The sequence below is a fragment of the Myxococcus sp. MISCRS1 genome (genome assembly GCF_026626605.1).
GTDB classification, from domain to species: domain Bacteria; phylum Myxococcota; class Myxococcia; order Myxococcales; family Myxococcaceae; genus Myxococcus; species Myxococcus fulvus.
Genome location: NZ_JAPNKB010000001.1, coordinates 5862050 through 5888539 on the forward strand (window position 1 = coordinate 5862050; position 26490 = coordinate 5888539).

A 26490-nucleotide genomic window follows, 5' to 3' on the forward strand; every position below is an offset into this window, starting at 1 on the left:
CCGGAGCGGTGGAGACGGTGGCGCGTGCATGTGCCTCTCGCCTCGCGCGGGCGCCTCGTTGCGAGCCCACGCGCCGGAGCGGCGCGAAGCTCGTGCGCCCATGCTCTTCTCTCGCGCGGGCGCCTCGTTGCGAGCCCACGCGCTGGAGTGGCGCGGGCGCCACGTGCCGGAGCGGCGCGGCGGATGCGCCCGCGTTCCTCGCATTGCGAGGATGCCTCGCTCCGAGTCATGACCCGGGCGGGTGCCGGAATGAGCACGGGTTGATGCGTCCGTGTCTCATGTTCTGAGCGGGTGGCATGCTCGTCGAGTCACCGAGGGCAGACGGGCAGGCGCTGCGCATGAGGCGCTCCCGCAGGCGTTCCGCTGGGGCCTTGCGAGCGTTGCGACTGTGCGAGGATGTGAAGCGTGTCCGAGTTCGTGTGTCCCTTCTGTCAGGCCCCCGTGGGCGCAGGTGCTCTTCGCTGCGGTGGCTGCGGCGCCTCCTTTGTCGTCTCGCCTCCGCCCGACTCGGGCGCTCCGGTGTGTGCCGTCCATCCTCAGTGGATGAGCCTTCATGCCTGTGAGCGCTGCGGCGCCTTCGCGTGCGCCCGGTGTCTGCGCCGAGGTCCTCGGCAGGAGCTGGTCTGCGAGTCGTGCCACGCCCGCGTGCCCCACGCCCTGCTTCCGTGGGACCAGCGCGCGGAGCTGGGCTGGGTCAAGGCGTTCTGGAGGACGTGCGTCGAGGTGATGCTCCGCCCCGTCACCACCTTCGAGCGGATGTCTCGCGAGGCGTCGGTGGGCGACTCGCTCCTCTTCGCCGGCCTCAGCGCGTTCGTGGGCTACGCCTCCACCTGGCTCCTCTACACCCTCTTCCTGCTCGCCTTCCCCTACGAGAGCTTCCCCGCCAGCGGCTCCGACAACGAGACCCACCCCGCGCTCTTCCGCGGCGTCGTCGTGGTCCTCTTCGTCGTCTGCATGCTGCTGTTGCCGTTGCTGAGCATGGGCCTCACGCTCGCTGTCGCGGGGCTGGACCACCTGGTGCTCAAGGTCGCCGGTGCGCAAGGCACGTTCAGGACGACGCTGCGCGGCCATGCCCTGTCCCAGGGCGTCAACCTCGCGGGCCTGGTGCCCTTCTGCAGCATGTACGTGCTGCCCTTCTGGAGCCTCGGCGTCCGCGTCTCCGCGTACCGGAGCCTGCACGGTGTCGGCTGGGGGCCCGCGGTGTTCGGCGCGCTGCTGATACCCGCGCTCACCTGCTGCATCGGCGTGGGCAGCTACGTGGCCCTGGTGATGGCCCTCCTCGCACCCGGGACCCTCAAGCTCTGACGACCGCGCTCGGTGCTTCGCGTCGCCATGCCGTGGAGGGGACCCTGCCTTCGCGTCGCGGCGACGCGAAGGCGCGCTCATGCACCTGAGGGGACTACTGTGTCGCCGACGCGCCCGTCGTCGGGATGGCGGCCGTCACCGTGCGCTGCTTGGGCCAGAAGCGCGCGTCGTGCACGTCGTCCAATGACGCGATGCGCTTCTTCGTGCGCGCGTCGTAGACGCGGGCGTGGGCCTCCGCGCTCACCAGCAGCAGGGCGCCCCTCACGCGCACGGCCACCACCTCCGTGGGGGACAGCGACAGGGACTCGGGCTCCGCCAGCCGGTCCTCCGACTCCCACCGCAGCGGCAGCATCAGCACCGGCAACTCGGTCGCCGCGCGCCACGCGTACAGCGGCCCGCCATGCGTCTCCAGCGAGACCCAGGCGCCGTACTCCGTATGGCCCTTGTCCTTCACCACCGCGTCCAATCGCACGGCGTCCTCGCTGCCCTCGGAGAGCTCCGTCGCGACGGGGTCGTCCGGGTCCGTGCCGACGGTGGAGGACACCAGCTGGCTCGCGGTGGCCAGCGCGCTCGTGCCCGGCGCGTCCTCGGTCTCGTACACCGTGGCGACCGACTCGATGCGCTTCCACGTCTCACCCTCGCGGCGGTACGCGTGGGCCAGGCCCGGGCTGCTGCCCTCCATCTCCGGCACCATCAGCTTGCGGCCGTCGACGACGAAGAACTCCTCGCCGCGCTCCTCCTTGCGCGCCAGCCCCTCGAGCTGGGAGACGAGCGCCACCACCTGCCCTCGGGCGTCGAAGCCGACCGTGTCCGTGTGGCCCTCGGTGGGCAGCGGCAGCGGGACACCCTGGGCGGCGTCGAAGTCCACCCTCCAGGCGCGCGGCTGCACATTGCCGTTGCCCCGGTCCACCAGGACGCCCTGCTTGCCGTCCGGGCTCCACGCCAGGCGGACCCGCGCGCAGGGCGCCTCCACGGTGGCCAGGGCCTTGCGTATGCCCGTGGGGTCCTGACGCAGCCACGTACAGCTCGCTGGCGCCGCGTCCTGGAGGAGCGACAGCGAGAAGGCGGGCACGGGCTCCGGGGCGGGCTTGGGCGCCGCGGGCGTCTCGGGGACGGGGTCCTGTGACTTCTTGCAGGCGCCACCGAGAAGCATGGTGCCGAGGAAGAACGCGGGGCCGAGATGGCGGAGCATGGAGGCTCTCCGGTGCGGGGTTCCTTCACACCATCGCAGAACGGCCGGAGTGGGAGGAAGTCACCCTCGGAGTAGACGGCGAGGAAGTTTCCGATAGACCACTCGCGCGTGGGTGCCATTCACCCCGCTCCCCCCGTCACGACGCATCGCTTCCGTCGCATGTCTTTTCATTTTCTCGCGCGATGAAGGCAGGCGGGCTCAGACGAGCCAGCCGCTCTCGTCGAGGAACAGGGCCTCGCTGAACACGGTGTCGTCGTCTTCCTTCGCGGCGCGCGCGTTGTCGAAGTAGAGGCTCTCGCCGTCCTTGACGATGTGCAGCACGCGCAGGTCCTCGCGGGCGCGGGGCGTGATGGTGAGCGGGTTGTCGGAGAGCACGACGAAGTTGGCGCGCTGACCGGGCTCGAGCGTGCCCTGAGGTTCGGCGTCGCCGGAGGCCGCGGCGTCGGTGGTGGTCGGGTCATCGACGATGGCGGGAATCATGGTGCCGCCCCGCAGCGAGACGACCTCCGTGTCGGGGCCGCGCAGCGCGAGGATGTCGGCGCGGGTGCCCACGGCGAGGATGCGGCCGGCCTGGACTGCGATGGCCTCGGCGGTGGGCTGCTGGTCGTTCATGGTGAGGAGGGTGCCACCCTCGAAGATGCGGTCCGCGGGCTGGGTGGGGCTCATGGCGTGGGCTCGGGGGAGGGGGTTGCTTTCAGCAAAAGGTGTTGTCGCGCGCGGAGCCCGTCCACGGGGGCGTGAGGTGTCGCGCCGTCGCCCGAGAGGTTGCCCGCCGGGGTGGGAGCGCCGTGCGGACGGTCCCTGGGCCTGTCGGCGTGTGTTGCCCGCGGCGCGTGGCGTCCCCACGCTGCCAGTGGGGTGGTGGAGCGCTGACGGGCCGCCTCGCGCATGCCATGTCACTCGACCTGACGGAACCGAATGTCCAGGAGCAGGTCATCTCGCTGGGGACGCTGGTGGCGGACCTGCTGGGGGTGTTCTCCGGCTCGGTGCTGGGCGCGCTGCTGGCCGAGCGTCGGAAGATGGACCTGATGGGCTTCCTGGTCCTGGGCCTCGTGTCCGGCGTGGGCGGCGGCATCCTTCGCGACACGCTGTTGCAGGTGGGGCCTCCGCTGGTGTTGGTGAAGCCGGCGTATCTGGTCGCGGCCTTCACGGGGGCGTTCGCCGCGTTCCTCTTCGAGCTGCGGCACGGGCCGACGGTGAAGCTCTTGTCGATGCTGGACGCGCTGACGCTCGGCTCGTTCGCGGTGGCGGGCACGCAGCGCACGCTGGAGGTGGGGCTCAGTCCGGGGACGGCGGTGTTGATTGGCATCATCACCGCGTCGGGGGGCGGCATCATCCGCGACGTGCTCATCCGGCGCACGCCCACGGTGATGAGGCCGGAGCCCGGGTACTACGCCATCGCCGCGCTCGCGGCGAGCGTGGTGTGTCTGGCGTTCTCGCTCATGGGGCACAGGCGTCTGGCGTTGGCGGCGGGCATGGCGGTGGGCGCGCTGGTGCGGCTCATCTCCGTGCGGCGCGGGTGGAGGCTGCCGGTGAAGCGCTCGCGGCAGCCTCCCAGGAAGGGCGATGACTTCGGTGGGCCCCCGGACAGCGAGGAGTGGGTGAAGCCGTGAGGTGGCGGCTCAGGGCTTCTTCTTCTCGCGGAGGACCTCGGCGGGGAGGTTGCGTCGGAACGGACGCAGCAGCGCCGAGACGGCGGGCTACTCGGTGAACAGCTCCGCGGAGGAGTACAGCTCGGGCTCCTCCTGGCTGGTTCCGCCCGCCACGAGCACCTTGCCGTTGATGAGGCGCGTGGCGGTGTGGCCCTGCGTGGGCTGGTCATTGCCCACCACGGACAGCTGCCAGAAGGCCTGCGGGTCGTAGACCTCCGTGACGCCGCCAATCTGGTTGCGCGTGCCGCGCGCGACGAGCACCTTGCCCGACGGCAGCAGCGTCAGCGAGTGGCCCATGCGGCGCTCCTCGGTGGCGTAGGACGTGTACTCCCACTCGTTGTCCTCCGGCCAGAACAGCCACGCGCCGCTCGCGTACTGGCCCTGCTCCTGTCCCACCGCCAGCACCGCGCCCTGGTTCAGCAGGATGGCCGCGTGCCCGTAGAACGCGGGCGCCGCCGCGGCGGTGCTCCACGTGCCCGTGCTCACGTTGTAGACCTCGGCCGCGCCGACGACGCCGTCGTCGTTGATGGCCAGCACGTTGCCGGACGGCAGCCGCGTGAGGCTGGCGCGGCCCGCCACCACGGACGTCGAACCCGTCGCCGTCCACGTGCCCGTCGCCGGGTCATACAGCTCCGCGCTCTTCAGCGCCGTCGCCCCGAAGCCGCCGAACACCAGCACCTTGCCGGTCGACAGCACCACCGCCTTGTGGCCCCGCCGCGCCGTGGCCAGGCTGCCCGTGGCGCTCCACGTGTTCGTCGAGGGGTTGTACAGCTCCGCGCTCGCCAGCGTGCCGGCGCCCTGGCCGCCCACCACGAGCACCTTGCCCGAGGACAGGAGCGTCGCCGTGTGGTTGGAGCGCGTCTGGCTCATCGTCGCCGTCGCCGCCCAGGTGTTGGTGTTCGGGTTGTACGTCTCCGTCGACGCCGTCACGCTGCCCCAGCCGCTGCCGCCCGTGACGAGCACGTTGCCCGTCGGCAGCCGCGTCGCCGTGTGGTACGCGCGCACCTGGCTCATCGACGCCGCCGCGGACCAGGGCGAGGTGAAGGCCGCCCGCGCCTCGGTGCGCGGCGCCTCGGCCGCCGCCGTGGTGGCGCCCGCCATCGTCGCCAGCGCTCCGCACAGTCCCAGGCCCAGCCACGTCTTCGCTGTGGTTGCTCGTGTCATCCGTTCCTCGTGGTGAAAGGGTGAGGCCCGCATTGTGACAAGTGGGACCGACGCTCCGGGCGGTCTTCCACGTCAACTCCGCGTGACGGCGGCATAACAGTCACCTGGTTGCATTGGAAATACGGTGTAGATGTGTGTATCTGGCCCTTGAGGTATGTCCGTGGCAGCCTGCGCGCGTGACGGAGCCTCTGTTCGATGACCTGCTGGGCCTCGCGTGCTTCGCGCGCGTGGTGGAGCACCGCTCGTTCACCCGGGCCGCGGCGGTGCTCGGGGTGTCCAAGTCGGTGGTGAGCGCGCGCATCTCCCGCCTGGAGTCCAGGGTGGGGGAGCGGCTGCTCATCCGCACCACCCGCAAGCTCTCCGTCACGGACGCGGGGATGGGGGTGTACGCGCATGCCGCGCGCCTGTTGGAGGAGGCGGGCGCCGCCACGCGAGGGGCCTCCGACGCGGGACGGGGGAGTCTGCGCGTCAACGCGCCCATCAGCTTCGCGCAGATGTACCTGGCCCGTCCCCTGGCGCGCTTCCTCGCGGCCCACCCGGGGGCTTCGGTGGAGGTGATGTTGAGCGACAGGCTGGTGGACCTGGTCGAGGAGCGGGTGGATGTCGCCTTGCGAATCACGCGCCTGCGCGATTCGAACCTCGTGGCGCGCAAGCTCGCGACCACCGCGCTGTGTGTCTGCGCGGCGCCCGCCTACCTGAAGCGCAGGGGGACACCCCGCAGGCCCGAGGACCTGTCGGACCATGCGTGCCTGCGCTACGCGCACCTGCGCGCCGAGGACGAGTGGCGCTTCCACGGCCCCCGGGGGCGCATCCCCGTGTCGGTGAGCGGTCCGCTGACAGTGGCCAACGGCACCCTGCTGCGCGAGGCGGTGGCGGAGGGAATCGGCCTCGCGGTGCTGCCGCGCTTCATGGTGGACGAGGACCTGCGCGCGGGGCGGCTCGTCACCGTCCTGGACGACTTCATGCCCAGGCCCGTGGGCATCCACGCGGTCCACGCGGCGGGGCGCTCCCCCGCGCCGCTGGTGCGCGCCCTGCTCGACGTGCTGGCCGCGGAGTTCCGTCCCGCGCGCTGGGGCTGAACGGACCGACGCACGGGATTGTCCTGCCAGCAGAACGATTCGTTCTCGACACAGACCTTCCGCGGGAGCCGCCAGGCGCGCATTCCATGTCGCGTCAGCTCACCCGTCTTCCGGAGGTCGTCGTCATGCTCGGCAACGCATCCCATCCCGCCTCATCCGCCCTCGCCGCCACCGTGCTCCGCGTGTCCCTGGGGGTCGTGTTCCTGGCCCACGCGGGCGCCAAGTGGTTCATCTTCACCCTCGATGGCACCGCCCGGTTCTTCGTGGCCCACGGCTTCCCCGGGTGGACGGCCACGCCGGTGTTCGCCATGGAGCTGCTCGGCGGCCTCGCGCTCATCGCGGGCCTGCGGGTCCGCCTCGTGTCACTGGCGCTCCTGCCCGTGCTGCTCGGCGCCTTCGCGTCCCACGCCTCCCTGGGCTGGATGTTCACCAACCCGGGCGGAGGCTGGGAGTACGTCGCCTTCCTCATCATGGCGCTCGCCACCCAGGTCCTCCTCGGCAGCGGCGCCTTCGCCGTGGACGGCGTCCTCGCGCGAAACGCCTCGGTGAATCACGGCTCGGTCGCCCAGACCTCCACCTCGTGAGCCCGCGCCCGCGCCAGCCCGTCCCCGATGACGACCGAGTAGGGCGGCCTCGCCGGCTGCAGCGCCCGAACCTCCCTCGGCAAGCGCTCACGCTCCCGACGCGCGTACTCCCGCGCCTCGGCCAGTGACGCCACGGCCCCGGGCACGCGCTGTCCCGCGCGCATCACCGGCCGCAACAGCGGACGCCCCTGCGCCGCGTCTCCCCGCCGCACCAGCAGGTCGCGCCTCGCCACGCCGTCCTCCTCCTGCCGGTACACCTGCTTCGCCCCGGGGAGCAGCGCCTTGCCCGCGGACAGCTTCACCCGCGCCCGGCCCGCGTACTCCACCAGCTTGTAGGCCATGTCCAGCGAGGGTGCGTCCGCGGACACGCCCATCGCCGTGCCCACCCCGAAGCTGTCGATGGGCGCGCCCCGCGCGAGCAGCCCCGCCACCTGCTCCTCGTCCAACCCGCCACTGGCCACCAGCCGCACGCGCTGAAGCCCCGCCTCGTCGAGCAGCTCCCGCGCCGCCAGCGACAGCGCGAGCAGGTCCCCCGAGTCGAGCCGCAGCGCGCGCACGCGGAACTCCTCACCCCGCTCGCGCGCCAGCCGGATGACGTGCTGGATGCCCCGCAGCGTGTCGTACGTGTCCACCAGCAGCGTCGCGTCCGGATACACGCGCGTGAAGGCGCGGAACGCCTCCAGCTCATCGTCGTGCGACTGCACGTAGCTGTGCGCCATCGTCCCCGCGAGCGGAATCCCATACCGCTTCCCCGCGAGCACGTTCGACGTCGAGTCCACCCCCGCGAGGTACGCCGCGCGCGCCACCTTCAGCCCCGTGTCCGCGCCGTGGATGCGCCGCAGCCCGAACTCCATCACCGGCCGGCCCCGCGCCGCCTCCACCACCCGCGAGGCCTTGGACGCCGCCAGCGTCTGCAGATGCACCAGGTTGAGCAGGTACGTCTCCACCAGCTGCGCCTCCGGCAGCGGCGCCCGCACCTCCAGCAGCGGCTCCTGCGCGAAGACCGGCGTGCCCTCCGGCATCGCGTCCACGTCCCCGCTGAAGCGGAAGCGCTCCAGCCACCGCAAGAGCCGGTCCGAGAAGCGGCCCGTCGACTCGAGCCACGCCAGGTCCTCGGACTCGAAGCGCAAGCCCTCCAGTGTCTGGAGCACGTCCTCCAGGCCCGCCGCCACCAGGTAGTTGCGCTGGCGAGGCAGCCGGCGCGCGAAGAGGCTGAACACCCCCTCGTCCCACTGGCCCTCGGCCAGGTACGCCTCCGTCATCGTCAGCTGGTAGAGGTCCGTCAGCAGCGCGGCCTCGGACTCCATGTCGACTCCCCTCCTGCGCGGGCCCCGAGCCGAGGCGCGGGCCGCACTCGAATGCACGACTCAGGCCGTCACGCCCGCGCCTCCTTGCGCCGACGTCGCGCCCGCCACCCAGCGCTCCAGCTCCGGCTTCGGCATCACCCCGCTGCGCCGCGCCACCTCGCGCCCGCCCTGGAACACCACGAACGTGGGGATGCCCTGCACGCCGAGCGCGCTCGCGGAGCGCGGGTTCTGCTCCGTGTTGAGCTTGAGCACGAGCAGTCGCCCCGCCTGGGCCCGGCCCACCGCGTCCAGGATGGGGGCCGCCGCGCGACACGGTGCGCACCAGGGCGCCCACAGGTCCAACAGGATGGGCACCGGCGAGCCCAGCACCGCCCGGTCCAGCCCCTCGCCGTCCACCTCCTGCGGCGCGCCCGACAGGTCCAGCGCCCGGTGACACCGGCCACACTCGGGGTTTCCCGAGGGTCGGGGCTCTCTCACACGATTGAACGCACCACAGGCCGCGCAGCGGAACATGACGCCTCCTTCTCGACAGCCTCTCATTGCGAAAGGTAGGCCGCGCGGGGCCCCGGCGCGTCCCCCCCGCGAGCACGTCACGCCGAGGGCACCGCCTGCCCGCCCGCCACGGTGCCCTGACTTTTTTGCGCCCTCTGTCGCGCATGCGCAGTTTTTTCGCGGTCCTCCATCGCGCCCGAGCCACGAGGAGGGCATGGTGTGGGCGTTGCAGGGAGCACCATCAGGACGGGCACCCGGTCCGTCGGCGGGAGGGCAGGCATGCGGCTGGCGGTATTCGACACCCATCGCTACGACCGGAGCGCGTTGGAGGATGCCAACGCGGACTTCGGCCATGCGCTGACCTTCCTGGAGCCCCGCCTCACGGCGCAGACCGCGCGGCTGGCGGAGGGCTTCCACGCCGTGTGCTCGTTCGTGAACGACCGCGTGGACGCGGCCACGCTGGAGTTGCTGCGTGCGTGCGGCGTGCGGCTCGTGGCCACGCGCTCGGCGGGCTACAACCACATCGACCTGGAGGCCGCGCGGCGGCTGGACGTGCGGGTGACGCGCGTGCCGGAGTACTCACCGCACGCGGTGGCCGAGCACGCGGTGACGCTGGTGCTCTCGCTCAACCGCCACATCCCCCGCGCCTTCGCGCGCGTGCGCGACTGGAACTTCTCGCTCGACGGCCTGGTGGGCTTCGACCTGGCGGGCAAGACGGTGGGCATCGCCGGCACGGGCCGCATCGGCCGCGTCGCGGCGCGCATCTTCCGGGGCTTCGGCTGTGACGTCGTCTGCTTCGACGCCGTCGCCGACGCGGCCTTCGCGCGCGAGGTGGGTGCCCGCTACGTGACGCTGGAGGAGCTCTACGCCGTCAGCGACGTCATCTCGCTGCACGTGCCGCTGACGCCGGGCACCCACCACATGGTGGACGCGAAGGCGCTGGCACGGATGAAGCGCGGCGTGGTGCTGGTCAACACGGGCCGGGGCGCGCTCATCGACAGCCGCGCGCTCATCGACGCGCTCAAGTCCGGCCACATCGGCGCGGCGGGGCTGGACGTGTACGAGGAGGAGGAGGGCGTCTTCTTCCAGGACCTCTCCGGCCAGGTGCTCCAGGACGACGTGCTGGCGCGGCTGCTCACCTTCCCCAACGTGCTCGTCACCTCGCATCAAGCCTTCCTCACCCGTGAGGCGCTGGGCAGAATCGCCCACACCACGCTCGCGAGCGTCCGGGCCTTCGAGCGCGGCGAGCCCCTGGTCAACGAGGTGCGCGTGGAGCAGGTGCGGCCCGCGTGAACCCCATCCCGTAGCCGACTCGAGGAGTCCCCCATGTCCATCGTCTGCGCCACCAACTTCTCCGATGCCGCGCGCCGCGCGTGTGACGTCGCCGCCGAGCTTGCCCGGAAGGCGAACGTGCCGCTGTTCCTGGTGCACGTGCTCAACCCCAACTCCGCGCGGGCCTTCGGTCCCTCGCTGCTCCAGGCGGCCGAGGCCGCGCTGGGCGACGAGGCGAAGCGGCTGTCCCAGAAGGGCGCGCGCGTGGAGCAGGAGCTGCGCACCGGCGAGCCCTCCGCCGAGGTCGCCGACGTGGCCCGCCAGCGCCTGGCCACGCTCGTGGTGGCGGCCTCGCCCAGCAAGGAGGCCCCGTTCCTGGGCGTCGGCGGGACGGTGGACCGGCTGGCGCAGTCGCTGGAGGTGCCGCTGCTCGCCGTGCAGGACGCGAACGCCATGGAGGCGTGGGCGCGGGGCCAGCGGCCGCTCAAGGTGGTGCTGGGCGTGGACCGCTCGCTGCCGTACGAGGCCGCGCGCGAGTGGGTGCGCGCCCTGGGCGTGTGGGGCCCGCTGGACGTGGTGGGCGCGCGCGTGGTGTGGCCGGACGAGGAGTACCGGCGGCTGGGCCTGCCGCGGCCCATGGAGCTGGCGGAGGTGACGCCGGAGCTGCGCGCGGTGCTGGACAAGGAGACGCAAGCCCTGGTGACGCCGCTGGGCACGCAGGGCGTGAAGGTGCGCACGGTGCTGGAGCCGTCCCTGGGCCGCATCGCGGACCACCTGGTGGAGCTGGCCGCGCGCGAGCAGGCGGACCTGCTGGTGGTGGGCACGCACCACCGCCGGGCGCTGGGGCGCATGTGGAGCGTGTCCCACAACGCGCTGAGGCTGGCGCGGGTGTCGGTGGCCTGCATCCCGTCGCAGGCGATGGCGCCGGGCGTGGACGCGCCCCTGCCGTCGTTCCGCGAGGTCATGGTGGCCACGGACTTCTCCGAGACGGGCAACCACGCGGTGGCGCACGCCTTCGGCCTGGTGCCTCCCGGGGGCAAGGTCTACCTGGTGTCCGTGGCGGAGCTGGGCTCGCAGGTGGACACGGAGCGCGGCCGGCTGATGGCGCTGGTGCCGCGCGAGGCGGAGGCCACCGGACGCCGCGCGCAGGCGGAGGTCATCATGGATGCGCAGGACGTCGTCACCGCGCTGGTGCAGACGGCGGAGCGGCTGGGCGTGGACGCGGTGGTGATGGGGACCCACGGGCGCACGGGGCTCAAGCGCGCGCTGCTCGGCTCGACGACGCAGGCGGTGCTGTCGCGCACCTCGCGGCCCGTCCTGCTGGTGCGGCCTCCCACCGTGTGAAAGGCGACGCTCCACGCGCGGGCCCGCCCACCCGGAGGGCGGGCCCTCGTACGACGCGTCGAAGTGTTGACCCGAGGATGGCCGGGGGGCTCCAGCAGGTTGGCGGCACGCCAATGGATTGGAGTCAGGCCCTCTTCCCGGGTGGGATGGTGGTAGGTGTCCTCGTCCCTTTACCCTGGAAAGGACCTGACCATGGCCGTCACGCTGCCCCCTCTTCCCTACGCCCATGACGCCCTCGCTCCGCACATGAGCAAGGAGACGCTGGAGTACCACCACGACAAGCACCACGCGGCGTACGTGAACAACCTCAACAAGCTGCTGGACGGCAAGGCCGAGGCCAACAAGTCCCTGGAGGAGATCATCCTCAGCAGCGACGGCGGCGTGTTCAACAACGCGGCCCAGGTCTGGAACCACACCTTCTTCTGGAACTGCATGAAGCCCAAGGGCGGCGGGCTGCCCACGGGCGAGCTGCTGGCGGCCATCGAGCGCGACTTCGGCTCCTTCGACAAGTTCAAGGAGGAGTTCTCCAACGCGGCCGCCACGCAGTTCGGCTCCGGCTGGGCGTGGCTGGTGCTGGACAAGAACAAGCTGGCCGTCACCAAGACGAGCAACGCGGACCTGCCGATGAAGCACGGCCAGAAGGCGCTGCTGACCATCGATGTGTGGGAGCACGCGTACTACATCGACCACCGCAACCTGCGGCCCAAGTTCATCGAGACGTTCCTCACGCACCTGGTCAACTGGGACTTCGTGGCGGACAACCTCCTCAAGAAGGGCTGAGGTTTCCACCGGGGGGTGGCTTTCCAAGGCGGGCTGTCATTGGGTTGAATGACAGCCATGGCCCTTGCCGCCCCCCCTTGGTCGTCCCACCGCCGGAGCCGGGGCGTGACGAAAGCCCTGGTGCTCGTGGCGCTCTGTCTGGTGATGGGCGCCGCGGCCGGGCTGTTCGTCCTGAAGCAACGCGGGTTGTCCGGCGAGGGAGGCCCCACCGCGCGGGCCCCTGTCGTGTGGTGCGAGGGTTTGCCGGTGGAGCGCTGCGGGCAGCATCCGCGCGACTGCCGCGTCTTGGCCTACTGCGATGGCGTGAAGTTCTGCGCGGCGACGACGGCAGCGCCTGAGCCCTGTGGCGTGGCGGGCGAGCGACCCGAGGGCATCGAGGGAGGGGCTGACGGGGCGGCCTCGCTCGTGGAGGTGGCGGAGGACCCGGTGATGGAGGCCGTGCTCCGCTCGGACGGGTTCCGCCTGGGTGAGCTCATCGCCTCCGGGCGTGGCATCAACCTGCCGGGCAGGTCCAAGGCCACGCGGAACCTCTCGCCGCTGATGGCGGCGGCCGAGAAGGCGGATGTGGCCATCACCCGGCTGTTGCTCTCGTCGGGGGCGGACCCCTCCCTGCGGGTGCCCCGGCACGCGGAGGCCTGGCCGCCCCATGGGTGGACCGCGCGGTGCTTCGCCCGTTTCCAGGCGCTGTCCGCGGTGGAGGCGGGGCTCGTGGGCGCGAACACGGAGGAGGAGGGGTGTCTGCGGGAGGCGGACCTCCTGTCGGCGTTCCGGAGCCGGGACTCCACGCGCGCCCTCTCGCTGAGCCGCGAGCTGCGCGGAAAGGTGCAGGTCCGGGTGCTCGAGCGGGCCGCGGAGCTCTCCCTCAAGCACCGCAGCCCCTTGTTGATGCGCGCGGCGGTGGGCGCGGGCTGGGTTCCGCCGAAGGGCAACGAAGCCAGCTTCGAGCGCTGGCCCGCCTACCGGGCGTTGCTCCAGCGGGACCTGCAGACCGTGGAGGTCCTCGTGGAGGCGGGGGCGCGGTGGCCGCCGCTCGCGGAGCTGGCCCGGCTGGGACATGCGGACCTGGTGCGGCGCTCCCTCGAGGCGGGGGCGGACCCGAATGCCCAGCTGCCTCGGCTGCCCACGCCGCTCGTGGCGGGGGTGCAGTCGGGGAGCAGCTCGGTCGTCGACGTGCTGCTCGAGAAGGGCGCCGACCCGAACCTGCCGAGCCGGGGGGACGTGATGCCCCTGGGCGCCGCGGTGAACCGCCCGGGGGGCGCTCCCGCGGACGAGGAGATGGTGGGGCTGCTGCTGGAGGCGAAAGCGAATCCCAGCACGGCGGGGAAGGTGGGCGCCCTGTTGTACGCGGCGACGGGGGCCTGTCGTCCGAGCATGATTCCCCTGGTGCTGAGCCATGGGGCTCGCTGGGACAAGGCCACCCAGGGCGCGTTCCTGTATCTGTCGGCCCTGGACGCCCGCAGGTGCCCGGACGCCTCGAAGCTGGAGCTGCTCCAGGCCCTGCTCGCGGCGGGTGTCACGCTGAGCGCCGAGGACGCGGAGCGTCACGATGCGCGGTGGCGCGAAGCCATCCTCCATCCCCCCTTCGCGCGGGTCCTGCGTCAGGCGGGGCTGGTGCTGGCGCCCGTGCCTCCCAGGCCGGTGCACGAGAAGCACCTGCTCCTGTTCGACTCCGCGGACAGGGGCAAGGACCCGCGTGGCGAGCCCCGGTGGAACAACGCCGCGTCCTCCGACGCGCCGTGAGGTCCGCTCAGAAGGCGATGCCCGTCTGGATTTGCGGCCCGAAGCTGAAGCCGCTGTCGCCCGGCGCGCCGGTGAAGAACAGCGGCAGGTCCAGCTCGAGGAACCACTTGAGGTGTTCGGTGATGGGGAAGGGCTTCACGACGATGGGCACGACGCCCAGGTTGAACGGCTGGCCCGCGCCCACCTGCATGGCCAGGCGCACGCCGGCGGTGAAGCCGCCGAAGTTGTAGAGCAGGCCCGGGTCCACCACGAAGCTGGTGCCCACCCGCTCCGGCTCGCCGTCCTTCTCGAAGTCCCAGCGGCTGAAGGCGATGAACTCGAAGTCGAGCGTCCACTGCTCGGTGAGCTTCAGCGAGATGCCGGGCGTCAGGCCCAGGGAGAAGAAGTCCCCGCCGATGACCGTGGTGTCATCGTCGGTGATGTTGAGCAGCGGCAGCGCGAAGCCCACGTGACCGCCCAGCCGTGGATACATGGCCGCCATGCCGGAGCCGCCCATGGCGGCCTCTTCGTGGTGACGGCGGTGCCGCTTGTCCTTCTTGAGTGAGTACCCGGAGCTGGGGCGCCAGTCCTCGCCCTCGTGCTCGGTGGCCTGCGAGCTCCAGGGCGCGAACGTCGCGAGCAGCCCACCCAGCCCCACCATGCCTCGCCAACCCAGCCGACTCCCCATGCAGCCATCCCCCTCGTGACACTTCGCCCTACCTCGACACGACGGAGGGTGGGGAGCCCCTCAAGTCAGGACAAGCCGGCCGGGACTGGGGGACAAGGGGCGCGTCGGATTCTGGTGGGCCTCAGGGCAGCTCGCAGTCGAGGAAGTCCTTCTCGAAGACAGGGCCCAGCAGCATCCGCTTGCCGAAGACGGCGGCGGTGGCGGTGGCGGAGGTCTGCTGTCCGTCGTCGAGGAAGACCTCGGTGACCTTCATGTCCGCGTCGGTGCCGGACAGGCGCAGCACCTGGGCGGGCGCGCGGGCCTTGCCGGTGGTGTCGCCCGCATAGGCGGCGAAGTCGAGCAGCTTCGGATGGGCGGCGACCCAGAGGTTGCCCTCGGCGTCGAGCTCGATGTTGTCCGGGCCGGTGTCCAGCGCGAGCGAGTGGCGCAGGGTCAACGCGCCCGTGTCCACGTCGCGCGAGTAGCTGTCGAGCGTGCGACCCACGGCCTGCGCCAGGTACACCGTGGCCCCGTCGTGGGAGCGGTTGATGCCATTGGCGTACGTGGTGCCCTCGATGACCTTCTTGAAGCGCTGGCCGTCGAAGTAGAGGACGTTGCCCTGGCCCAGCTGGAGATAGTCCTCCAGGGTCTGCCAGAAGCCCGGCGGGTTGCCGTGGTCGTTCGTCACGTAGAAGCGCTCGGCGTCCACGGCGACCACGTCGTTGGGCGAGACGAGCTCGGGGCCCTCCCGGGTGGCGCGGTGGACGAGCAGGCCGTCGCTGCCCACCTCGAAGCGCTCGATGGTGTTGCGGTGCCCCGGGAGGTGGTTCACGACGAAGAGCGTCTGCGCGCCGGTGGGGTCCACGTACAGGCTGATGCCGTGGGGCTGGAAGGTGCCCTGGAAGCTCCCGGTCAGCAGCACCGGCGGCGTGTCGCCCTCGAGCGAGTAGCGGTAGATGTCGCCCCGGACGGGGGCGCCGGCCGCCATCGCCGCGCGGCGGTCATGCGAGGACACGTAGGCGTACTCGCCGCTCGGATGGAAGGTGAGGTCCTCCGCGCCGGGCATGCCCGACACCGGCTTGCACCTGCCGGGGGCGTGGGGGGCGATGGAGCGGAACTGACCCGCGTCTCTCATTGTCTTGAGCGCGAAACCCGCGAGCAGCACGCACAGCATGCCCGCGACCATCAGGAATTTCTTCATGGGGATTGGGAGGCAGGGAGGAGGAATCCCGCAGGCTACCACGGCGGTGTGGAGGCGGCTGGGGCCCTGGCGCCAGGTCCTGGTGACGGGGGGCTTCTTGCTGTGGCTGAGCCAGTCGCGCGGGGCCCTCTGGGACGTCCGCCCGCCGGAGCCGACGACGGTGTACCTGCCGGTCTCGCGGGTCGAGGGGCCCTCCGGGCCGATGCGCACCTTCGAGGATGGGATTGACGTGAGGGGGCGCGTGCTCGACGCGCGCGGCAGGCCCGTGGCCCGGGGCTTCGTCTCCTTCACGCTGCCGGGCGGCCTGTGTGGCAACGAGCCTCGGATGAAGGGGCGGGTGGCGTTCACCGAGGGCGTCTTCCGGGTGGAGCTCCCCCACGCGAGGTTCGTGACGGTGGTCGCGGAGGACGGCCGCGCGAGCTCGGTCCGCGTCGAGCCAGGGCTGTTCCGGAGGGTGGAGGTGACGGCGGTGCTGCCGGACCACCCGACCGCGCCCTCGGGCGCGGACGCCGTGCTGCCCTGGGCACGGCCCGAGGGGCCCATCGACGAGAGGTCCGAGCGGCGCTCGCCGCAGGAGGCGCGCCAGGCCGCGGCGCTGACAGGCCCCCCGCGCACCGCCTGTGAGTACCTGGCGGGCGCGCGCTTCGAGACCGTGGCGGTCCCCTCACAGGGGGCCCGGGAGGTCGAGTTCCCCGTGACGTCCGCGGGGGCGCTCACGTTGGACCTGGGGCGCTTCGTCGGGTCATCCCCGGTGGACTGCGACGGCTGGAGCCTGGTCAAGGTGGACCGGTCCTGGATGACGCGGCAGCGCGTGGGCCACGTGGAGCCGTCGACGGGGCGACTCGTGCTCGAGGGCGTCGAGTACCTGCGCGCGGGCCCGGTGCACGGGGGCCGCGTGTACTGAGCCGCGCGTGCCGGACGCTTCCGGGCGCGGAGGGCGGGCTCGCGCGAGCGGGCGGGCTTCAGGGAAGATGCGCGCGGTGGCCTCCACCGGAGCGAGGACGGCATGGACCTGGAAGAGTTGCGAGCCTTCGTGGGCGTGGCGGAGACGGGCTCGTACCTGGAGGCGGCGGAGGTGCTGGCGGTGTCGCGCACCACGCTGCGCAGGCGCGTGGAGGCGCTGGAGGCCCGCGCGGGCGTGCCGCTGCTCACGAGCACCCGGACGGGCATCATCCTGACGGAGGCGGGGGTCCTGCTCGCGCGCCGGGGCCGCTTGATGATGCAGGAGACGAGCGCGCTGGTGGCGTCGCTGCGCGAGGTGGGGCACACGCCCTCCGGCACCCTGCGGGTGGTGCTGCCGGTGGGGATGCCGCCGCACCTGCTGGCGCCGCTCTTCGGACTCTTGAGGACCACCTACCCCCAGCTGCGCGTGCACGCGCGCTTCAGCGAGCACCCTTTGTCGGAGTCGCTGGAGGACGTGGACCTGGCGGCGCACTTCGGCGACGCGCTGCCCCGCGGGCCATGGTTGTCGCAGGTGGTGCTGCGCGTGCGCGAGGGGCTGTGGGCCAGCGAGACCTACCTGCGCCAGCGTGGCGTGCCCGCCTCCGTGGAGGACCTGAAGGCGCACGAGCTGTTCTGCTGGCAGGCGCCCGGTGACGACGCGAGCGTGTGGCCCACGCTCACGGGGGCCCCGTTCCCGGTGGCGCCCGCGCTCATCTCCACCGACATCCACTTCGTCCGCGTGTGTTGTCTGGCGGGGCAGGGCATCGGCCTGATTCCCAGCGTGGAGCTGCCGGACCCGGCGGGAGGGGACGCGCTGGTGGCGGTGCTCCCGGACGTGGTGGGCCGGGTGCGTCCCTTGAGGCTGAGCGTGCCGGAGGCCCTGAGCGAGATTCCCAAGGTGCGCCAGGTGCTCACGCACATCCGCCAGTTCCTCGAGCCGCTGTGATGGGGCGGGGCGGCCATCGGGTGGCCATCTTCGGCCATCCGCGGGCCCTCGCATCCACGCTACGCCAGGAGCGTCTCATCCCCGCCCTGGAGCCCGCCATGCGTCCGTTGCTGATGTCGCTCGTGTCGACCTGTGTCCTCGTGTCCTCGGCCCACGCCAAGGACCCCGCGCTCGGGGCGAGCACCTTCACCGTCTACGAGGCGTTCCTCAGCCCCGCGCAGGAGCCGGGTGAGGAGTCGGAGGTGCCCAAGCTGTTGGAGAAGAGCCTGGGCGCCACCGCGCCCTCGACGCCGCGCGAGGCGCGCAAGTCCCGCGGGCACGGCGTGCTGCGCTTCAGCAAGGATTTGACCCGGGCCTACGTGGAGGTGGAGATGACGGGCGTCAATCCCGCGGACATCCTCATGTTCCACATCCACTGCGGGCCGCCCGGGGTGCTCGGGCCGGTGGTGGTGGACTTCGGGGAGCTGGGCAACCTGTCGAAGACGCTCGCCAACGGGCGCTGGTCCGTGGAGCTCACCAACGCCAACGTCACCTTCGTCAAGGAGATGAAGGGCATCAAGCCCGGGCTGCCGGAGAGCTGCCCCGCGGAGCTGGGGTTCCTTGCCCAGACGCGGACGCTGGCCAGCCTGGAGTCCCTGGCGCGCAAGGGCGTGCTCTACTTCAACCTGCACACCAAGGCGCATACCTATTACGGGGAGATGCGCGGGCAGCTCTACGCCGCGCAGCCCTGAAGGTTCCGCGCCGCCGGCGCAATCGTCTGGCTTTTCGTTCGATATGCGGGAGGGACCCCGGACGTTGGGAGTCCAGGGGCCGGAACACATGAACGAGGAGCTTCATGACGAACCGGTGGAAAGGTGGCGTGCTCTGGGGCCTGCTCTGCGCGGGGATGGGGAGCGCGTGTTCCCGCGAGCTGGATGACGTGGTGAAGGTGCCCGTGGAGCAGGGGCCCTCCCACAGACTGGAGGACCACGGGGACTGGTCCACCGAGCCGCTCGCCGCCTGCCCGGTGCTCCCCGCCGGGAGTACGAGCGCCGCGTGCGGAACGCTGGAGTCCTTCGACCTGTCGGCCTGCTCGCGCGACAGCCTGGGGGCGGTGCGGGGCGCGGGCATCTTCACCCTGCATGTCATTGGCAATGACATCCTGACGAACGACAACAGCCAGGGCACCGGAGCGGTGCGCATCCTGGAGGACGGGCGCGTGTTCCAGGATGGCGTGCCCTTCCCGGAGTCGCGCCTGGATGAGAGCACCTTCTTCGCCTCGCGCGGCGGCACGCTCCCGGATGGGCGGGCGTACCGGACGTCGATGGTGGGGTGCAAGGCGGAGGGCTCGACGCGGCTGACGGGCTGCTTCGTGAACTGCCTGGGTGGCACGCCGGCGTTCCAGGGCACCTTCGAGCTGGAGAAGGTCCGCCGGCGCGAGGGCGAGGCGGAGGGCTCCAAGCTGGAGCTGGTGGGTGAGGGCGTGGTGCCCCAGGGCACGGTGGCCGACGTCTTCGTCACCAAGGGCCACGCCTACGTGGTGTCGCTGGAGGATGCGTTCAAGGGGCCCGGCGGGCTCTACGTGTTCGACCTGGCGGACCGCAAGGCGCCCCGGCTGGTGAAGAACGTGTTCTTCCCGGGGGACAGCTACTGGAACGGCGTGTGGGCCAAGGACGACGCGCTGTATGTCGCCAGCGCGGCGCGGGGGCTGCTGGTGTTCGACATCTCGGACCCGGCGGACCCGGTGCTGGTGAGCGCGCTGCCGGGCGGAGGTGCGGTCAACGTGCACACCGTTTTCGTGGCGATGGACCGGCTGTATGCGATGTCCATCTCGCCGGCGCCGGTGACGCTCATCTTCGACGTGAAGAACGCGCGGGAGCCGGTGCTGCTCGGTCGCTACGCGGACCCGAGCGTCAATCCCAGCGTGGCCTCCTTCCCGCATGACGCCACGGCGTGGGGCAACCGGCTGTTCGTGAATCACTGGCGCGCGGGCCTGCTGATTCTCGACGTGAGCGACCCGGCGAACGTGGTGAAGGTGGGGGAGTATGTCTATCCGCGCTCCACCAGCCACACGAACCGCTGGCACTACGTGAACAACCGCCTCATCGTCTTCGAGGGCGGCGAGGACTGGGGAGGGCACGTGCGGGCCATCGACATGACGGACCCGAAGGACCCCATCCTCGTCGGCGAGTACCGGCTCTCCCCGGGCGTCTCCGTGCACAACATGGAGCTGAAGGGGAATCGGCTCTACCTGAGCCATTACCAGCACGGCGTGCGGGTGCTGGACGTGTCGCGGCCCTCGGAGATGAAGGAGGTCGCCTACTACAACACCTGGCGGGCGACGGACCGGGCGCGGGGGTTGATGTTCTTCGACGGCGCCATCGGCGTGCGCATCCCGGATGACGGCCACGTGTATGTCATCGACACCTCGCGGGGCCTGCTCATCTTCGAGGAGGTGGAGTAGCGGACGTGACGCCGCGCCGGAGGTGGGCCTCGTGTCCGCCTCCGGCGGTGGGGTCCTCCTCCGGGATGACTGGCATGGTCTCGCGAGGGCCTCCTGGCCTACGCTCGCGCGGGGTGCCGGGTCATTCGAAGTCGGGAGCCGGAGAGATGGGCTCGATGAAGCGTTACGGGTGGATGGTGGTGTTGCTGCTCGCGGGCGGCTGTGGTTCGCGTCACCACGGGCCGACGGTGCACGAGCGCCGGGCGGCGATTCGGGCCGACCATGCGGGCAAGTATGGCGGCGAGGGCTTCCAGGCCACGCAGTGGGGCATGTCGCGCGCGCAGGTGCGGGCGCTGTACCCCGAGGCGCTGGTGACGGCGCGCGAGGACCTGGTGGTGTCGACGACGCTCGGGGAGCGTCCGGCCCGGGTGTTCTTCCTCTTCGCGGGAGACAAGCTGGGCTCGGTGTTCGTGCGCTTCGCGACCCCGGAGGTCCTGCGGGACGAGCACCAGCAGATGGTGGAGGTGCTGAACGCGAAGTACGGGCGGCCCCGGAAGCGAGGCTCGTCGCGACGTGTGTTGAAGTACCGCGAGTCCATCGACCTGGCGTGGCTGCTCACCAAGACGTCGCCGCCCGCGGCTGAGTGGGCGCCCGCGCGGCGAGATTCCGCGTTCGGGACGAGCGAAGCACCGGCGGAGGCGATGTCCTCGCCGCCGCTCGTGGAGGAGTCGGGGAGGGTGACCGTGGCGCCTCCCGTGGAGGCGCAGGCGATGGAAGGGCGGGCGGGGAGCGAGGCATCCGCTCAGGCGCAGTCGACGGGAGGACAGGCGGAGATCGCGACACCCGCGCAGGAGCAGTCGACGGGAGGACGCGCAGGGAGCGCGGCATCCGCTCAGGCTCAGTCGACGGGAGGACGCGCAGGGAGCGCGGCACCAGCGCGGGCGCAGGCGACGGGAGGACAGGCGGGGAGCGAGGCACCCGCGCGGGCCCAGGCGAGCGGAGTTCCTGCGGACGACGCGATGGCCTCATCGCGCGAAGGGGCTCGGGAGGGCGAGGCGCAGATGGACGTGCCGCCGCTCGTGGCGGTCGAGCAGGACGCGATGGACGAGGCGCCGCCGCCGCTCGTGGAGGCCCAGGTGGACGATGACGACCGGCCTGACGCGTACGACGACACCCAGGAGGAACCCTCTTCTCCGGAGCCGGAGATTCGCGCGTCCCGGAACGGGTACGTGGTCGTCGCCCGCTGGAAGGCCCCGGAGACGGCGGTCCGGCTCCTGGGCTACCAGGTGGCGCGAGACCGCCTGCTGACGCTGCTCTACGAGAGCGATGCCTACGGCGAGGAGATTCGCGAGGAGATGGAGGGGCGGCTCGCCGCCGAGCTGCGCAAGCAGGCCCGCGACTTCTAGCGGACAGTGACGGCGGACCCCGCGTCACTCCCTGCTTCCCGCCGAGCGAAAGACATGGTTCCTCCCGGCTTTCGTCACGGAAGTCCGGCCGGGAGGAATCACATGAGCATCCAGGGTTCGAAGGTCGCCCTCGTCACCGGGGCATCGCGAGGCATCGGCGCGGCGGTCGCGGAGCGGCTCGCGCGGGACGGCTTCAGTGTCATCGTGAACTACTCGAGCTCCGCGGGGCCCGCGGAGGCGCTCGTGCGTGACGTCGAGCAGGCCGGCGGCAAGGCCCTGGCCGTGAAGGCGGACATCAGCAAGAGCGCCCAGGTGCGCGGCATGTTCGACGCGGCCGAGAAGGCCTTCGGCGGCGTGGACGTGCTGGTCAACAACGCGGGCATCATGACGCTGTCGCCCGTGGCGGACATGGAGGACGCCGCCTTCGAGCGGCTCGTCGCCGTCAACCTCCAGGGCACCTTCAACACCCTGCGCGAGGCCGCGCGCCGGCTGCGCAAGGGCGGGCGCATCATCAACTTCTCCTCCAGCGTGGTGGGCCTGCTGCAGCCCACGTACGCCGTCTACGCGGCCACCAAGGCGGGCGTGGAGGCGATGACGAGCGTGCTGGCCAAGGAGCTGCGCGGCCGCGACATCACCGTCAACGCCGTGGCCCCCGGCCCCACCGCCACGGACCTGTTCCTCGACGGCAAGCCCCAGGAGGTCGTGGACCGGCTGGCGAAGCTGGCCCCGCTGGAGCGGCTGGGGCAGCCCGTGGACATCGCGTCGGTGGTCTCCTTCCTCGCGGGCCCCGACGGCGCGTGGGTCAACGGGCAGGTGCTGCGCGCCAACGGCGGCATCATCTGACGCCGGGCGCCCGTGTCACGGCGAGCCGTGCACGTCGACATAGGCGCGCTGGGCCGGCACGGACACGAGCCGGCCCTCCGGCATCACGTACGCGGTGAGCCGCCCGCCGTACACGCAGCCCGAGTCGAGCCCCACCGCGTGCGGATGCCGCTGCACGCCGCGCATGGCGTCGTGGCCGAAGATGACCAGCTCCGGCCCCTGCCAGCAGCTGGCCCAGGGCACGCCGCCGTCCACCCGCTTCGACGGCGTCCCATCCGGGGCGATGCTGCGCAGGTTGAGCAGCTCGTCCGCGCGCTGCGCCTCCAGGGGAACCCCCGGTACCAGCCCGCCGTGCACCGCGAGCACGTTCAGCTCCGGGAAGCGGCGATACAGCGGCTGCGCCTCCAGGTACGCCCAGTCCTCGGCGCACAGCGTGTCGAGCACCTGTCGGTGCTCCTTGCCCAGCTTCTTGCCCTCGGGTCCGCGGCCCGAGTGCCAGCGCAGCACGTGCGCGTCGTGGTTGCCGCGCACCGCGAGCATCCCTCCCTCGCGCGCCCGCCGCACCACGCCCGCCGAGTCCGGCCCCTTCGCGACCAAATCACCCACCAGCACCACGCGGTCGTCGGGGCACCAGCCGCACGCGGTCAGCAGCACGTCCAGCTCCCGCGCGCAGCCGTGCACGTCGCCGATGAAGAGCGTGCGCATTCCTCACTCCACCTTCGAGCGCAACAGGCGGCTCAGGTTGACGTCGAGCTGGCTGGAGATGAGGCGCAGCACGCTGTCGAGCTGCGAGCCGGTGAGGCGCAGCTTCTCGGTGAGCAGCCGCCGCGTCTCCTGGAGCAGCGACTCCTGCGCGGCCACCACCCAGCGCGCCGCCGTGGAGCGGTGCACGCCGTACAGGGCGCCCAACTGGTCGATGCTCAGCCCGTCCAGGTACTTCATGCGCAGGAAGTTGCGCTGCCGCGCCTCCAGCATCCCGAGCGCGGCGGTGAACGAGGCGCTGAACTCCGCGCGGTAGGTGTTCTTCAGGTACATCAGCTCCGGGTCGTCCCCGGGCGCCACGAGCAGCGACAAGTCCCCGTCATCCGCCTGGGGATGTCCGCCGCGCTGGCGCTGCCAGTCGAGCGCGAGCCACAGCGCCGCGGCGCGCACCCAGCCGCTCAAGGGGCCCGTGCCGGGGTAGGCCGCCAGTCGGGCGGGGGCATCCTGGCTGCCCACCAGCATGCGCTGGCGCAAGAGCTGGCGGACCTCGTCGAGCCCCGAGGGCGGCAGCTTCAGCCGTGCCACGGCGGCGTTCACCTCGGGCATGAAGCTCGCCTCGAAGGCACTCAACGCGGAGGGGAGCTGGTCCGCCGCCGCGCGCGCCAGGTAGACGTCCGGGAGGTGGAACTTCTCCACGTCCTCGGAGGGGGCCTGCGCGGGGAGCAGCCGCGCCAGGTGGACGACGAAGCGTGCGCCGTCCAGCTCCACCCCGGGCCACGCCTCGCGCGCTGTACCCAACGCGCGCGCGAGCAACGCCTGAAGCGGGGGCAGCGACTCCGGCGCGCAGGGGACACCTCGCGCCGCGATGAAGGCCTGGGCCAGGGAAACGTCCGGGGAGGACACGCCGTGGGACGATAGCACCCCCCTCCCGTAATCCAGATTCGACCATTTCCGAAGTGAACGCTTGTTTGCCCCGTCTCGTGACGGGAGTGGGACGCCTGGATGCCTTGTGTGACAAGGGGCTCGCCTGTCCCGGAAACGGGCGCCCGCGGCCCCTGGACCGCGCGCTCCATGGCCCGGCCATTGCTGGTATGGGGCGGGAGTCGACGTCGCGGAGGTACACGTGGAGTCCATTGGTGGCGGGCCTGGGGACGCGGCTCATACCTCGTGGTTGGAGCTGAGCGCGGGTGCGCTGAGGCACAACGTGGAGGTGTTCCGGGCACTGGAGGGGGGCAAGGGGCCCTCGGGGGCACTGGGGGTGGTGCTCAAGGGCAACGCCTACGGGCACGGGCTGTCGCAGGTGCTGCCGGTCGTCCACGGGCTGGTGGACATCCTCTATTTCATCGCGCCGCAGGACGCGCTGCGGGTGCGGGAGTACGAGCGGGCCCAGGGCCTTTCTCCCCGGCAGGTGGTGGTGCTGGGCGCGGTGGGGCCGGAGGAGGCGGTGGTGCTGGCGCGGGAGGGCGTGGAGGTGGTGGTGGCCGACCGTGGCTGGGAGGCCGCGGTGCCGGTGCTGCGCGCGGCGGGGCTGGCTCGGCCGCTGCGGGTCCACGTCCACATCGACACGGGCCTGGGGCGCGAGGGCTTCACGTTGGAGCAGCTGCCCGGGGAGACGCGCTTCCTCGTGGACGCGCGCGACGTGCTGGAGGTGGTGGGCGGGTTGAGCCACTTCGCCAACACGGAGGACGTGACGGAGCAGGGGTACGCGCTGGCGCAGGTGGACGCGTTCGAGACGGGGCTGGGGTTGCTGTCGGCGCAGCTGGGGACCGGGCGGGTGTTGCAGCGGCACATCGCCGCGAGCGCCGCGACGTTGGTGTTGCCCCGGGCGCGCTACGAGGCGCGGCGGGTGGGGATTTCGTTGTACGGGCTGTGGCCGTCGGCGGAGACGCGGCTGTCGGCGCGACTGGTGCTGGGCGAGGTGCCGTCGCTGCGGCCGGTGTTGTCGTGGCGGTGCAAGAGCCAGGTGGTGAAGTGGCTGCCGGCGAATGCGTACGTGGGCTATGGCTGCACGTACCGGACGTCGGAGCCCACGCGCATCGCTGTATTGCCGGTGGGGTACTACGACGGCTACCCGAGGCTGGCGTCGGGCAAGGCGCACGTGCTGGTGAACGGGCGGCGGTGCGCGGTGCTGGGCCGCGTGATGATGAACCACCTCATCGTGGATGTGACGCGGGCGACGCCGGATGAGCGCCCCGTGACGGCGACGCTGATGGGCCGCGACGGCGAGGAGTCCATCACCGCCGAGGCGCTCGCGGGCTGGGCGCAGACCATCCACTACGAGGTCGTCACGCGCCTGGGCGCGCACCTGCGCCGCGTGGTGGTGGAGTAGGGCCCCGGTCAGCGCTTCGCGTCCATCCCAGCGGGCGCCGGACGCCGCCCGGGTGGTCGCGCGGCGGCATCACGCGGCCGCGCGATGGGGGGGCAGCCGGGCGCGCGCGCCTCAGCGCTTCTCGTCCGTCGCCGCGGGCGGCTGCACCTTCCAGCGGCGGTGCAGCCACATCCACTGGTCGGGGTACTTGCGGATGCAGCGCTCCAGCGCCGCGGTGATGCGCGCGGTGTGCTCCGTCACCGGGTCCGCGCACTCGCCGGGCGCGGGCGCCGGGATGGGGCCCTCCACCTCCAGCCGGAAGCGCGCGCCCTTGCCGCTGCGCACGCCCATCACCACGTACACCGGCGCGCCCGTGCGCTGCGCGGCCACCGCGCACGCGGGCGTGGTGGACGCGAGCCGACCGAAGAACGGCACGAACACCGCGGCCTTCGCCGGCAGCGCCTGGTCCAGCAGCATGTAGGGCGACTCGCCGCGCTCCACCGCCTCCGAAATCTCCTGGATGGCGCCGCGCGGATAGATGAGCCCCGCGCCGCAGCCCAGCCGGTTCTCCGCGATGCGCGTGTTGAGCGCGCCCTTGAGCGGACGCACCAGCGCGTCGATGCCCACGCCCCAGCGAATCAGCATGTCGCCGAGCAGCTCCCAGTTGCCGAAGTGCGCCGTCACCAGCAGCGCGCCCTGGCCCGTGGCCACCCGGGCCCGCAGCGCGTCCCAGGCCTCCTGGCCCACGACCCCCTGCTCGCCCCAGTCGGCGGGCAGCCGGTCCCCACCGGGAATCGACTCCAACACCACGCGCGACATGTTGATGTACGCGCCCCGCGCGATGTCGCGCCGCTCCGCGTCGCTCTTCTCCGGCAGCCCGCGCGCCAGGTTGTCCATCACCACGCGGCGACGGATGCCCAGCGTGTACGCCAGATTGCCCACGAAGCGGGCGAGTGCGTCGCGCGACTGGGGCGACAGCCAGGTGATGAAGGCGAAGACGGGCCGCGTCAGGAGCTTCACCAGCGCGCCGGGCGGCGTGCCGATGATGCGGCGCAGATGCTCCGCGGGCTGCTTCTGGGCGTTCGTTACCGGGACGACCTGGTCGGAAATGGGAGCGGAGGCGGACACGCGGGCACTCCACCCCGAAGTGAAGTTTCCGGCAAGGACACACTCGCGCTCGGCGC

Annotated in this window: 25 protein-coding genes; 15 read left to right on the plus strand and 10 right to left on the minus strand. The window is 71.8% G+C overall.

What is annotated here, in order from left to right; genetic code table 11:
* The first annotated feature begins 543 nt into the window (after positions 1 to 543).
* Positions 544 to 1305: a YIP1 family protein gene (locus OWM54_RS23225; RefSeq protein ID WP_267698891.1), complete on the plus strand. Its 762-nt coding sequence runs from the start codon at positions 544 to 546 to the stop codon at positions 1303 to 1305.
* A gap of 94 nt (positions 1306 to 1399) precedes the next feature.
* Here the strand turns inward: OWM54_RS23225 and OWM54_RS23230 are convergent, their stop codons facing one another.
* The gene (locus OWM54_RS23230; RefSeq protein ID WP_267698892.1) at positions 1400 to 2497 is read right to left on the minus strand and encodes a hypothetical protein; all 1098 of its coding nucleotides are present in this window, start codon (positions 2495 to 2497) and stop codon (positions 1400 to 1402) included.
* Between the two features lie 198 nt (positions 2498 to 2695).
* Positions 2696 to 3163: an amidohydrolase family protein gene (locus tag OWM54_RS23235; RefSeq protein WP_223750432.1), complete on the minus strand. Its 468-nt coding sequence runs from the start codon at positions 3161 to 3163 to the stop codon at positions 2696 to 2698.
* Between the two features lie 227 nt (positions 3164 to 3390).
* Here OWM54_RS23235 and OWM54_RS23240 point away from each other — a divergent pair, with 227 nt between their 5' ends.
* Positions 3391 to 4110, plus strand: coding sequence for a trimeric intracellular cation channel family protein (locus tag OWM54_RS23240; RefSeq protein ID WP_267698893.1), 720 nt, complete (start codon positions 3391 to 3393; stop codon positions 4108 to 4110).
* Positions 4111 to 4197: 87 nt separating this feature from the next.
* Here the strand turns inward: OWM54_RS23240 and OWM54_RS23245 are convergent, their stop codons facing one another.
* On the minus strand, positions 4198 to 5313 hold the full coding sequence (locus OWM54_RS23245; RefSeq protein ID WP_267698894.1) for a Kelch repeat-containing protein: 1116 nt from the start codon (positions 5311 to 5313) through the stop codon (positions 4198 to 4200).
* A gap of 176 nt (positions 5314 to 5489) precedes the next feature.
* Between OWM54_RS23245 and OWM54_RS23250 the strand changes: the two genes are divergently transcribed.
* Together OWM54_RS23250 and OWM54_RS23255 are read left to right on the plus strand one after the other, a co-directional pair.
* On the plus strand, positions 5490 to 6392 hold the full coding sequence (locus tag OWM54_RS23250; protein WP_267698895.1) for a LysR family transcriptional regulator: 903 nt from the start codon (positions 5490 to 5492) through the stop codon (positions 6390 to 6392).
* Positions 6393 to 6478: 86 nt separating this feature from the next.
* The gene (locus OWM54_RS23255; protein ID WP_267698896.1) at positions 6479 to 6976 is read left to right on the plus strand and encodes a DoxX family protein; all 498 of its coding nucleotides are present in this window, start codon (positions 6479 to 6481) and stop codon (positions 6974 to 6976) included.
* On the opposite strand, the gene OWM54_RS23260 is transcribed toward OWM54_RS23255, so the two are convergent.
* Together OWM54_RS23260 and OWM54_RS23265 are read right to left on the minus strand one after the other, a co-directional pair.
* Entirely contained in the window at positions 6943 to 8283 is a 1341-nt protein-coding gene (locus OWM54_RS23260) for a nicotinate phosphoribosyltransferase (protein WP_223750427.1), read from the minus strand. The genes OWM54_RS23255 and OWM54_RS23260 overlap by 34 nt on opposite strands.
* A gap of 60 nt (positions 8284 to 8343) precedes the next feature.
* Entirely contained in the window at positions 8344 to 8760 is a 417-nt protein-coding gene (locus tag OWM54_RS23265; RefSeq protein ID WP_324289141.1) for a thioredoxin family protein, read from the minus strand.
* A gap of 294 nt (positions 8761 to 9054) precedes the next feature.
* Between OWM54_RS23265 and OWM54_RS23270 the strand changes: the two genes are divergently transcribed.
* From OWM54_RS23270 to OWM54_RS23285, 4 genes are all read left to right on the plus strand, one after another.
* Positions 9055 to 10068 carry a 2-hydroxyacid dehydrogenase gene (locus tag OWM54_RS23270; protein WP_223783814.1) on the plus strand — a complete coding sequence of 338 codons (1014 nt, stop codon included), beginning with the start codon at positions 9055 to 9057 and terminating at the stop codon, positions 10066 to 10068.
* Positions 10069 to 10101: 33 nt separating this feature from the next.
* Positions 10102 to 11391 (plus strand): universal stress protein, encoded by a 1290-nt coding sequence (locus OWM54_RS23275; protein ID WP_267698897.1) that lies wholly within the window; start codon positions 10102 to 10104, stop codon positions 11389 to 11391.
* 192 nt (positions 11392 to 11583) lie between these two features.
* Positions 11584 to 12171 carry a superoxide dismutase gene (locus OWM54_RS23280; protein WP_223750423.1) on the plus strand — a complete coding sequence of 196 codons (588 nt, stop codon included), beginning with the start codon at positions 11584 to 11586 and terminating at the stop codon, positions 12169 to 12171.
* Between the two features lie 105 nt (positions 12172 to 12276).
* On the plus strand, positions 12277 to 13911 hold the full coding sequence (locus OWM54_RS23285; protein ID WP_267698898.1) for an ankyrin repeat domain-containing protein: 1635 nt from the start codon (positions 12277 to 12279) through the stop codon (positions 13909 to 13911).
* A 7-nt stretch (positions 13912 to 13918) separates the two neighbouring features.
* Here OWM54_RS23285 and OWM54_RS23290 read toward each other — a convergent pair whose 3' ends face one another.
* Both OWM54_RS23290 and OWM54_RS23295 read right to left on the minus strand, forming a co-directional pair.
* On the minus strand, positions 13919 to 14578 hold the full coding sequence (locus OWM54_RS23290; RefSeq protein WP_267698899.1) for a hypothetical protein: 660 nt from the start codon (positions 14576 to 14578) through the stop codon (positions 13919 to 13921).
* Positions 14579 to 14699: 121 nt separating this feature from the next.
* A complete protein-coding gene (locus OWM54_RS23295; RefSeq protein ID WP_267698900.1) occupies positions 14700 to 15758 on the minus strand; it encodes an SMP-30/gluconolactonase/LRE family protein in 1059 nt (352 codons plus the stop codon).
* On the opposite strand from OWM54_RS23295, the gene OWM54_RS23300 reads away from it, so the two are divergent.
* The 6 genes from OWM54_RS23300 (at position 15757) to OWM54_RS23325 (ending at position 22317) form a co-directional block, all read left to right on the plus strand.
* Complete coding sequence (locus OWM54_RS23300) at positions 15757 to 16662, plus strand: hypothetical protein (protein WP_267698901.1); 906 nt, start codon at positions 15757 to 15759, stop codon at positions 16660 to 16662. The two genes, OWM54_RS23295 and OWM54_RS23300, sit on opposite strands and share 2 nt — an antisense overlap.
* A gap of 102 nt (positions 16663 to 16764) precedes the next feature.
* Positions 16765 to 17646: a LysR family transcriptional regulator gene (locus OWM54_RS23305; RefSeq protein WP_267698902.1), complete on the plus strand. Its 882-nt coding sequence runs from the start codon at positions 16765 to 16767 to the stop codon at positions 17644 to 17646.
* Between the two features lie 98 nt (positions 17647 to 17744).
* Positions 17745 to 18377, plus strand: a complete 633-nt coding sequence (locus OWM54_RS23310; protein ID WP_141332680.1) for a CHRD domain-containing protein — start codon at positions 17745 to 17747, stop codon at positions 18375 to 18377.
* Positions 18378 to 18481: 104 nt separating this feature from the next.
* A complete protein-coding gene (locus OWM54_RS23315; RefSeq protein WP_267698903.1) occupies positions 18482 to 20089 on the plus strand; it encodes an LVIVD repeat-containing protein in 1608 nt (535 codons plus the stop codon).
* Positions 20090 to 20244: 155 nt separating this feature from the next.
* Positions 20245 to 21474, plus strand: a complete 1230-nt coding sequence (locus OWM54_RS23320) for a hypothetical protein (protein WP_267698904.1) — start codon at positions 20245 to 20247, stop codon at positions 21472 to 21474.
* Positions 21475 to 21576: 102 nt separating this feature from the next.
* Positions 21577 to 22317 carry an SDR family oxidoreductase gene (locus OWM54_RS23325; RefSeq protein WP_267698905.1) on the plus strand — a complete coding sequence of 247 codons (741 nt, stop codon included), beginning with the start codon at positions 21577 to 21579 and terminating at the stop codon, positions 22315 to 22317.
* A gap of 15 nt (positions 22318 to 22332) precedes the next feature.
* Here OWM54_RS23325 and OWM54_RS23330 read toward each other — a convergent pair whose 3' ends face one another.
* Both OWM54_RS23330 and OWM54_RS23335 read right to left on the minus strand, forming a co-directional pair.
* Complete coding sequence (locus OWM54_RS23330) at positions 22333 to 23001, minus strand: metallophosphoesterase (protein WP_267698906.1); 669 nt, start codon at positions 22999 to 23001, stop codon at positions 22333 to 22335.
* A gap of 3 nt (positions 23002 to 23004) precedes the next feature.
* Positions 23005 to 23901 (minus strand): transcriptional regulator, encoded by an 897-nt coding sequence (locus OWM54_RS23335; RefSeq protein WP_267698907.1) that lies wholly within the window; start codon positions 23899 to 23901, stop codon positions 23005 to 23007.
* Between the two features lie 220 nt (positions 23902 to 24121).
* Here OWM54_RS23335 and alr point away from each other — a divergent pair, with 220 nt between their 5' ends.
* A complete protein-coding gene (alr, locus tag OWM54_RS23340) occupies positions 24122 to 25327 on the plus strand; it encodes an alanine racemase (RefSeq protein ID WP_267698908.1) in 1206 nt (401 codons plus the stop codon).
* Positions 25328 to 25438: 111 nt separating this feature from the next.
* Here alr and OWM54_RS23345 read toward each other — a convergent pair whose 3' ends face one another.
* Positions 25439 to 26434 (minus strand): lysophospholipid acyltransferase family protein, encoded by a 996-nt coding sequence (locus tag OWM54_RS23345; RefSeq protein WP_267698909.1) that lies wholly within the window; start codon positions 26432 to 26434, stop codon positions 25439 to 25441.
* Between the last annotated feature and the right edge of the window lie 56 nt (positions 26435 to 26490).

What these genes read in the sequence shown, in the direction of transcription:
- OWM54_RS23225 (WP_267698891.1), top strand. Translation starts at nt 544, where the DNA reads ATGAGCCTTCATGCCTGTGAGCGCTGCGGCGCCTTCGCGTGCGCCCGG.
- OWM54_RS23230 (WP_267698892.1), bottom strand. Translation starts at nt 2,497, where the DNA reads ATGCTCCGCCATCTCGGCCCCGCGTTCTTCCTCGGCACCATGCTTCTC.
- OWM54_RS23235 (WP_223750432.1), bottom strand. Translation starts at nt 3,163, where the DNA reads ATGAGCCCCACCCAGCCCGCGGACCGCATCTTCGAGGGTGGCACCCTC.
- OWM54_RS23240 (WP_267698893.1), top strand. Translation starts at nt 3,391, where the DNA reads ATGTCACTCGACCTGACGGAACCGAATGTCCAGGAGCAGGTCATCTCG.
- OWM54_RS23245 (WP_267698894.1), bottom strand. Translation starts at nt 5,313, where the DNA reads ATGACACGAGCAACCACAGCGAAGACGTGGCTGGGCCTGGGACTGTGC.
- OWM54_RS23255 (WP_267698896.1), top strand. Translation starts at nt 6,479, where the DNA reads ATGTCGCGTCAGCTCACCCGTCTTCCGGAGGTCGTCGTCATGCTCGGC.
- OWM54_RS23260 (WP_223750427.1), bottom strand. Translation starts at nt 8,283, where the DNA reads ATGGAGTCCGAGGCCGCGCTGCTGACGGACCTCTACCAGCTGACGATG.
- OWM54_RS23270 (WP_223783814.1), top strand. Translation starts at nt 9,055, where the DNA reads ATGCGGCTGGCGGTATTCGACACCCATCGCTACGACCGGAGCGCGTTG.
- OWM54_RS23275 (WP_267698897.1), top strand. Translation starts at nt 10,102, where the DNA reads ATGTCCATCGTCTGCGCCACCAACTTCTCCGATGCCGCGCGCCGCGCG.
- OWM54_RS23280 (WP_223750423.1), top strand. Translation starts at nt 11,584, where the DNA reads ATGGCCGTCACGCTGCCCCCTCTTCCCTACGCCCATGACGCCCTCGCT.
- OWM54_RS23290 (WP_267698899.1), bottom strand. Translation starts at nt 14,578, where the DNA reads ATGGGGAGTCGGCTGGGTTGGCGAGGCATGGTGGGGCTGGGTGGGCTG.
- OWM54_RS23300 (WP_267698901.1), top strand. Translation starts at nt 15,757, where the DNA reads ATGGGGATTGGGAGGCAGGGAGGAGGAATCCCGCAGGCTACCACGGCG.
- OWM54_RS23295 (WP_267698900.1), bottom strand. Translation starts at nt 15,758, where the DNA reads ATGAAGAAATTCCTGATGGTCGCGGGCATGCTGTGCGTGCTGCTCGCG.
- OWM54_RS23305 (WP_267698902.1), top strand. Translation starts at nt 16,765, where the DNA reads ATGGACCTGGAAGAGTTGCGAGCCTTCGTGGGCGTGGCGGAGACGGGC.
- OWM54_RS23310 (WP_141332680.1), top strand. Translation starts at nt 17,745, where the DNA reads ATGCGTCCGTTGCTGATGTCGCTCGTGTCGACCTGTGTCCTCGTGTCC.
- OWM54_RS23315 (WP_267698903.1), top strand. Translation starts at nt 18,482, where the DNA reads ATGACGAACCGGTGGAAAGGTGGCGTGCTCTGGGGCCTGCTCTGCGCG.
- OWM54_RS23320 (WP_267698904.1), top strand. Translation starts at nt 20,245, where the DNA reads ATGAAGCGTTACGGGTGGATGGTGGTGTTGCTGCTCGCGGGCGGCTGT.
- OWM54_RS23325 (WP_267698905.1), top strand. Translation starts at nt 21,577, where the DNA reads ATGAGCATCCAGGGTTCGAAGGTCGCCCTCGTCACCGGGGCATCGCGA.
- OWM54_RS23330 (WP_267698906.1), bottom strand. Translation starts at nt 23,001, where the DNA reads ATGCGCACGCTCTTCATCGGCGACGTGCACGGCTGCGCGCGGGAGCTG.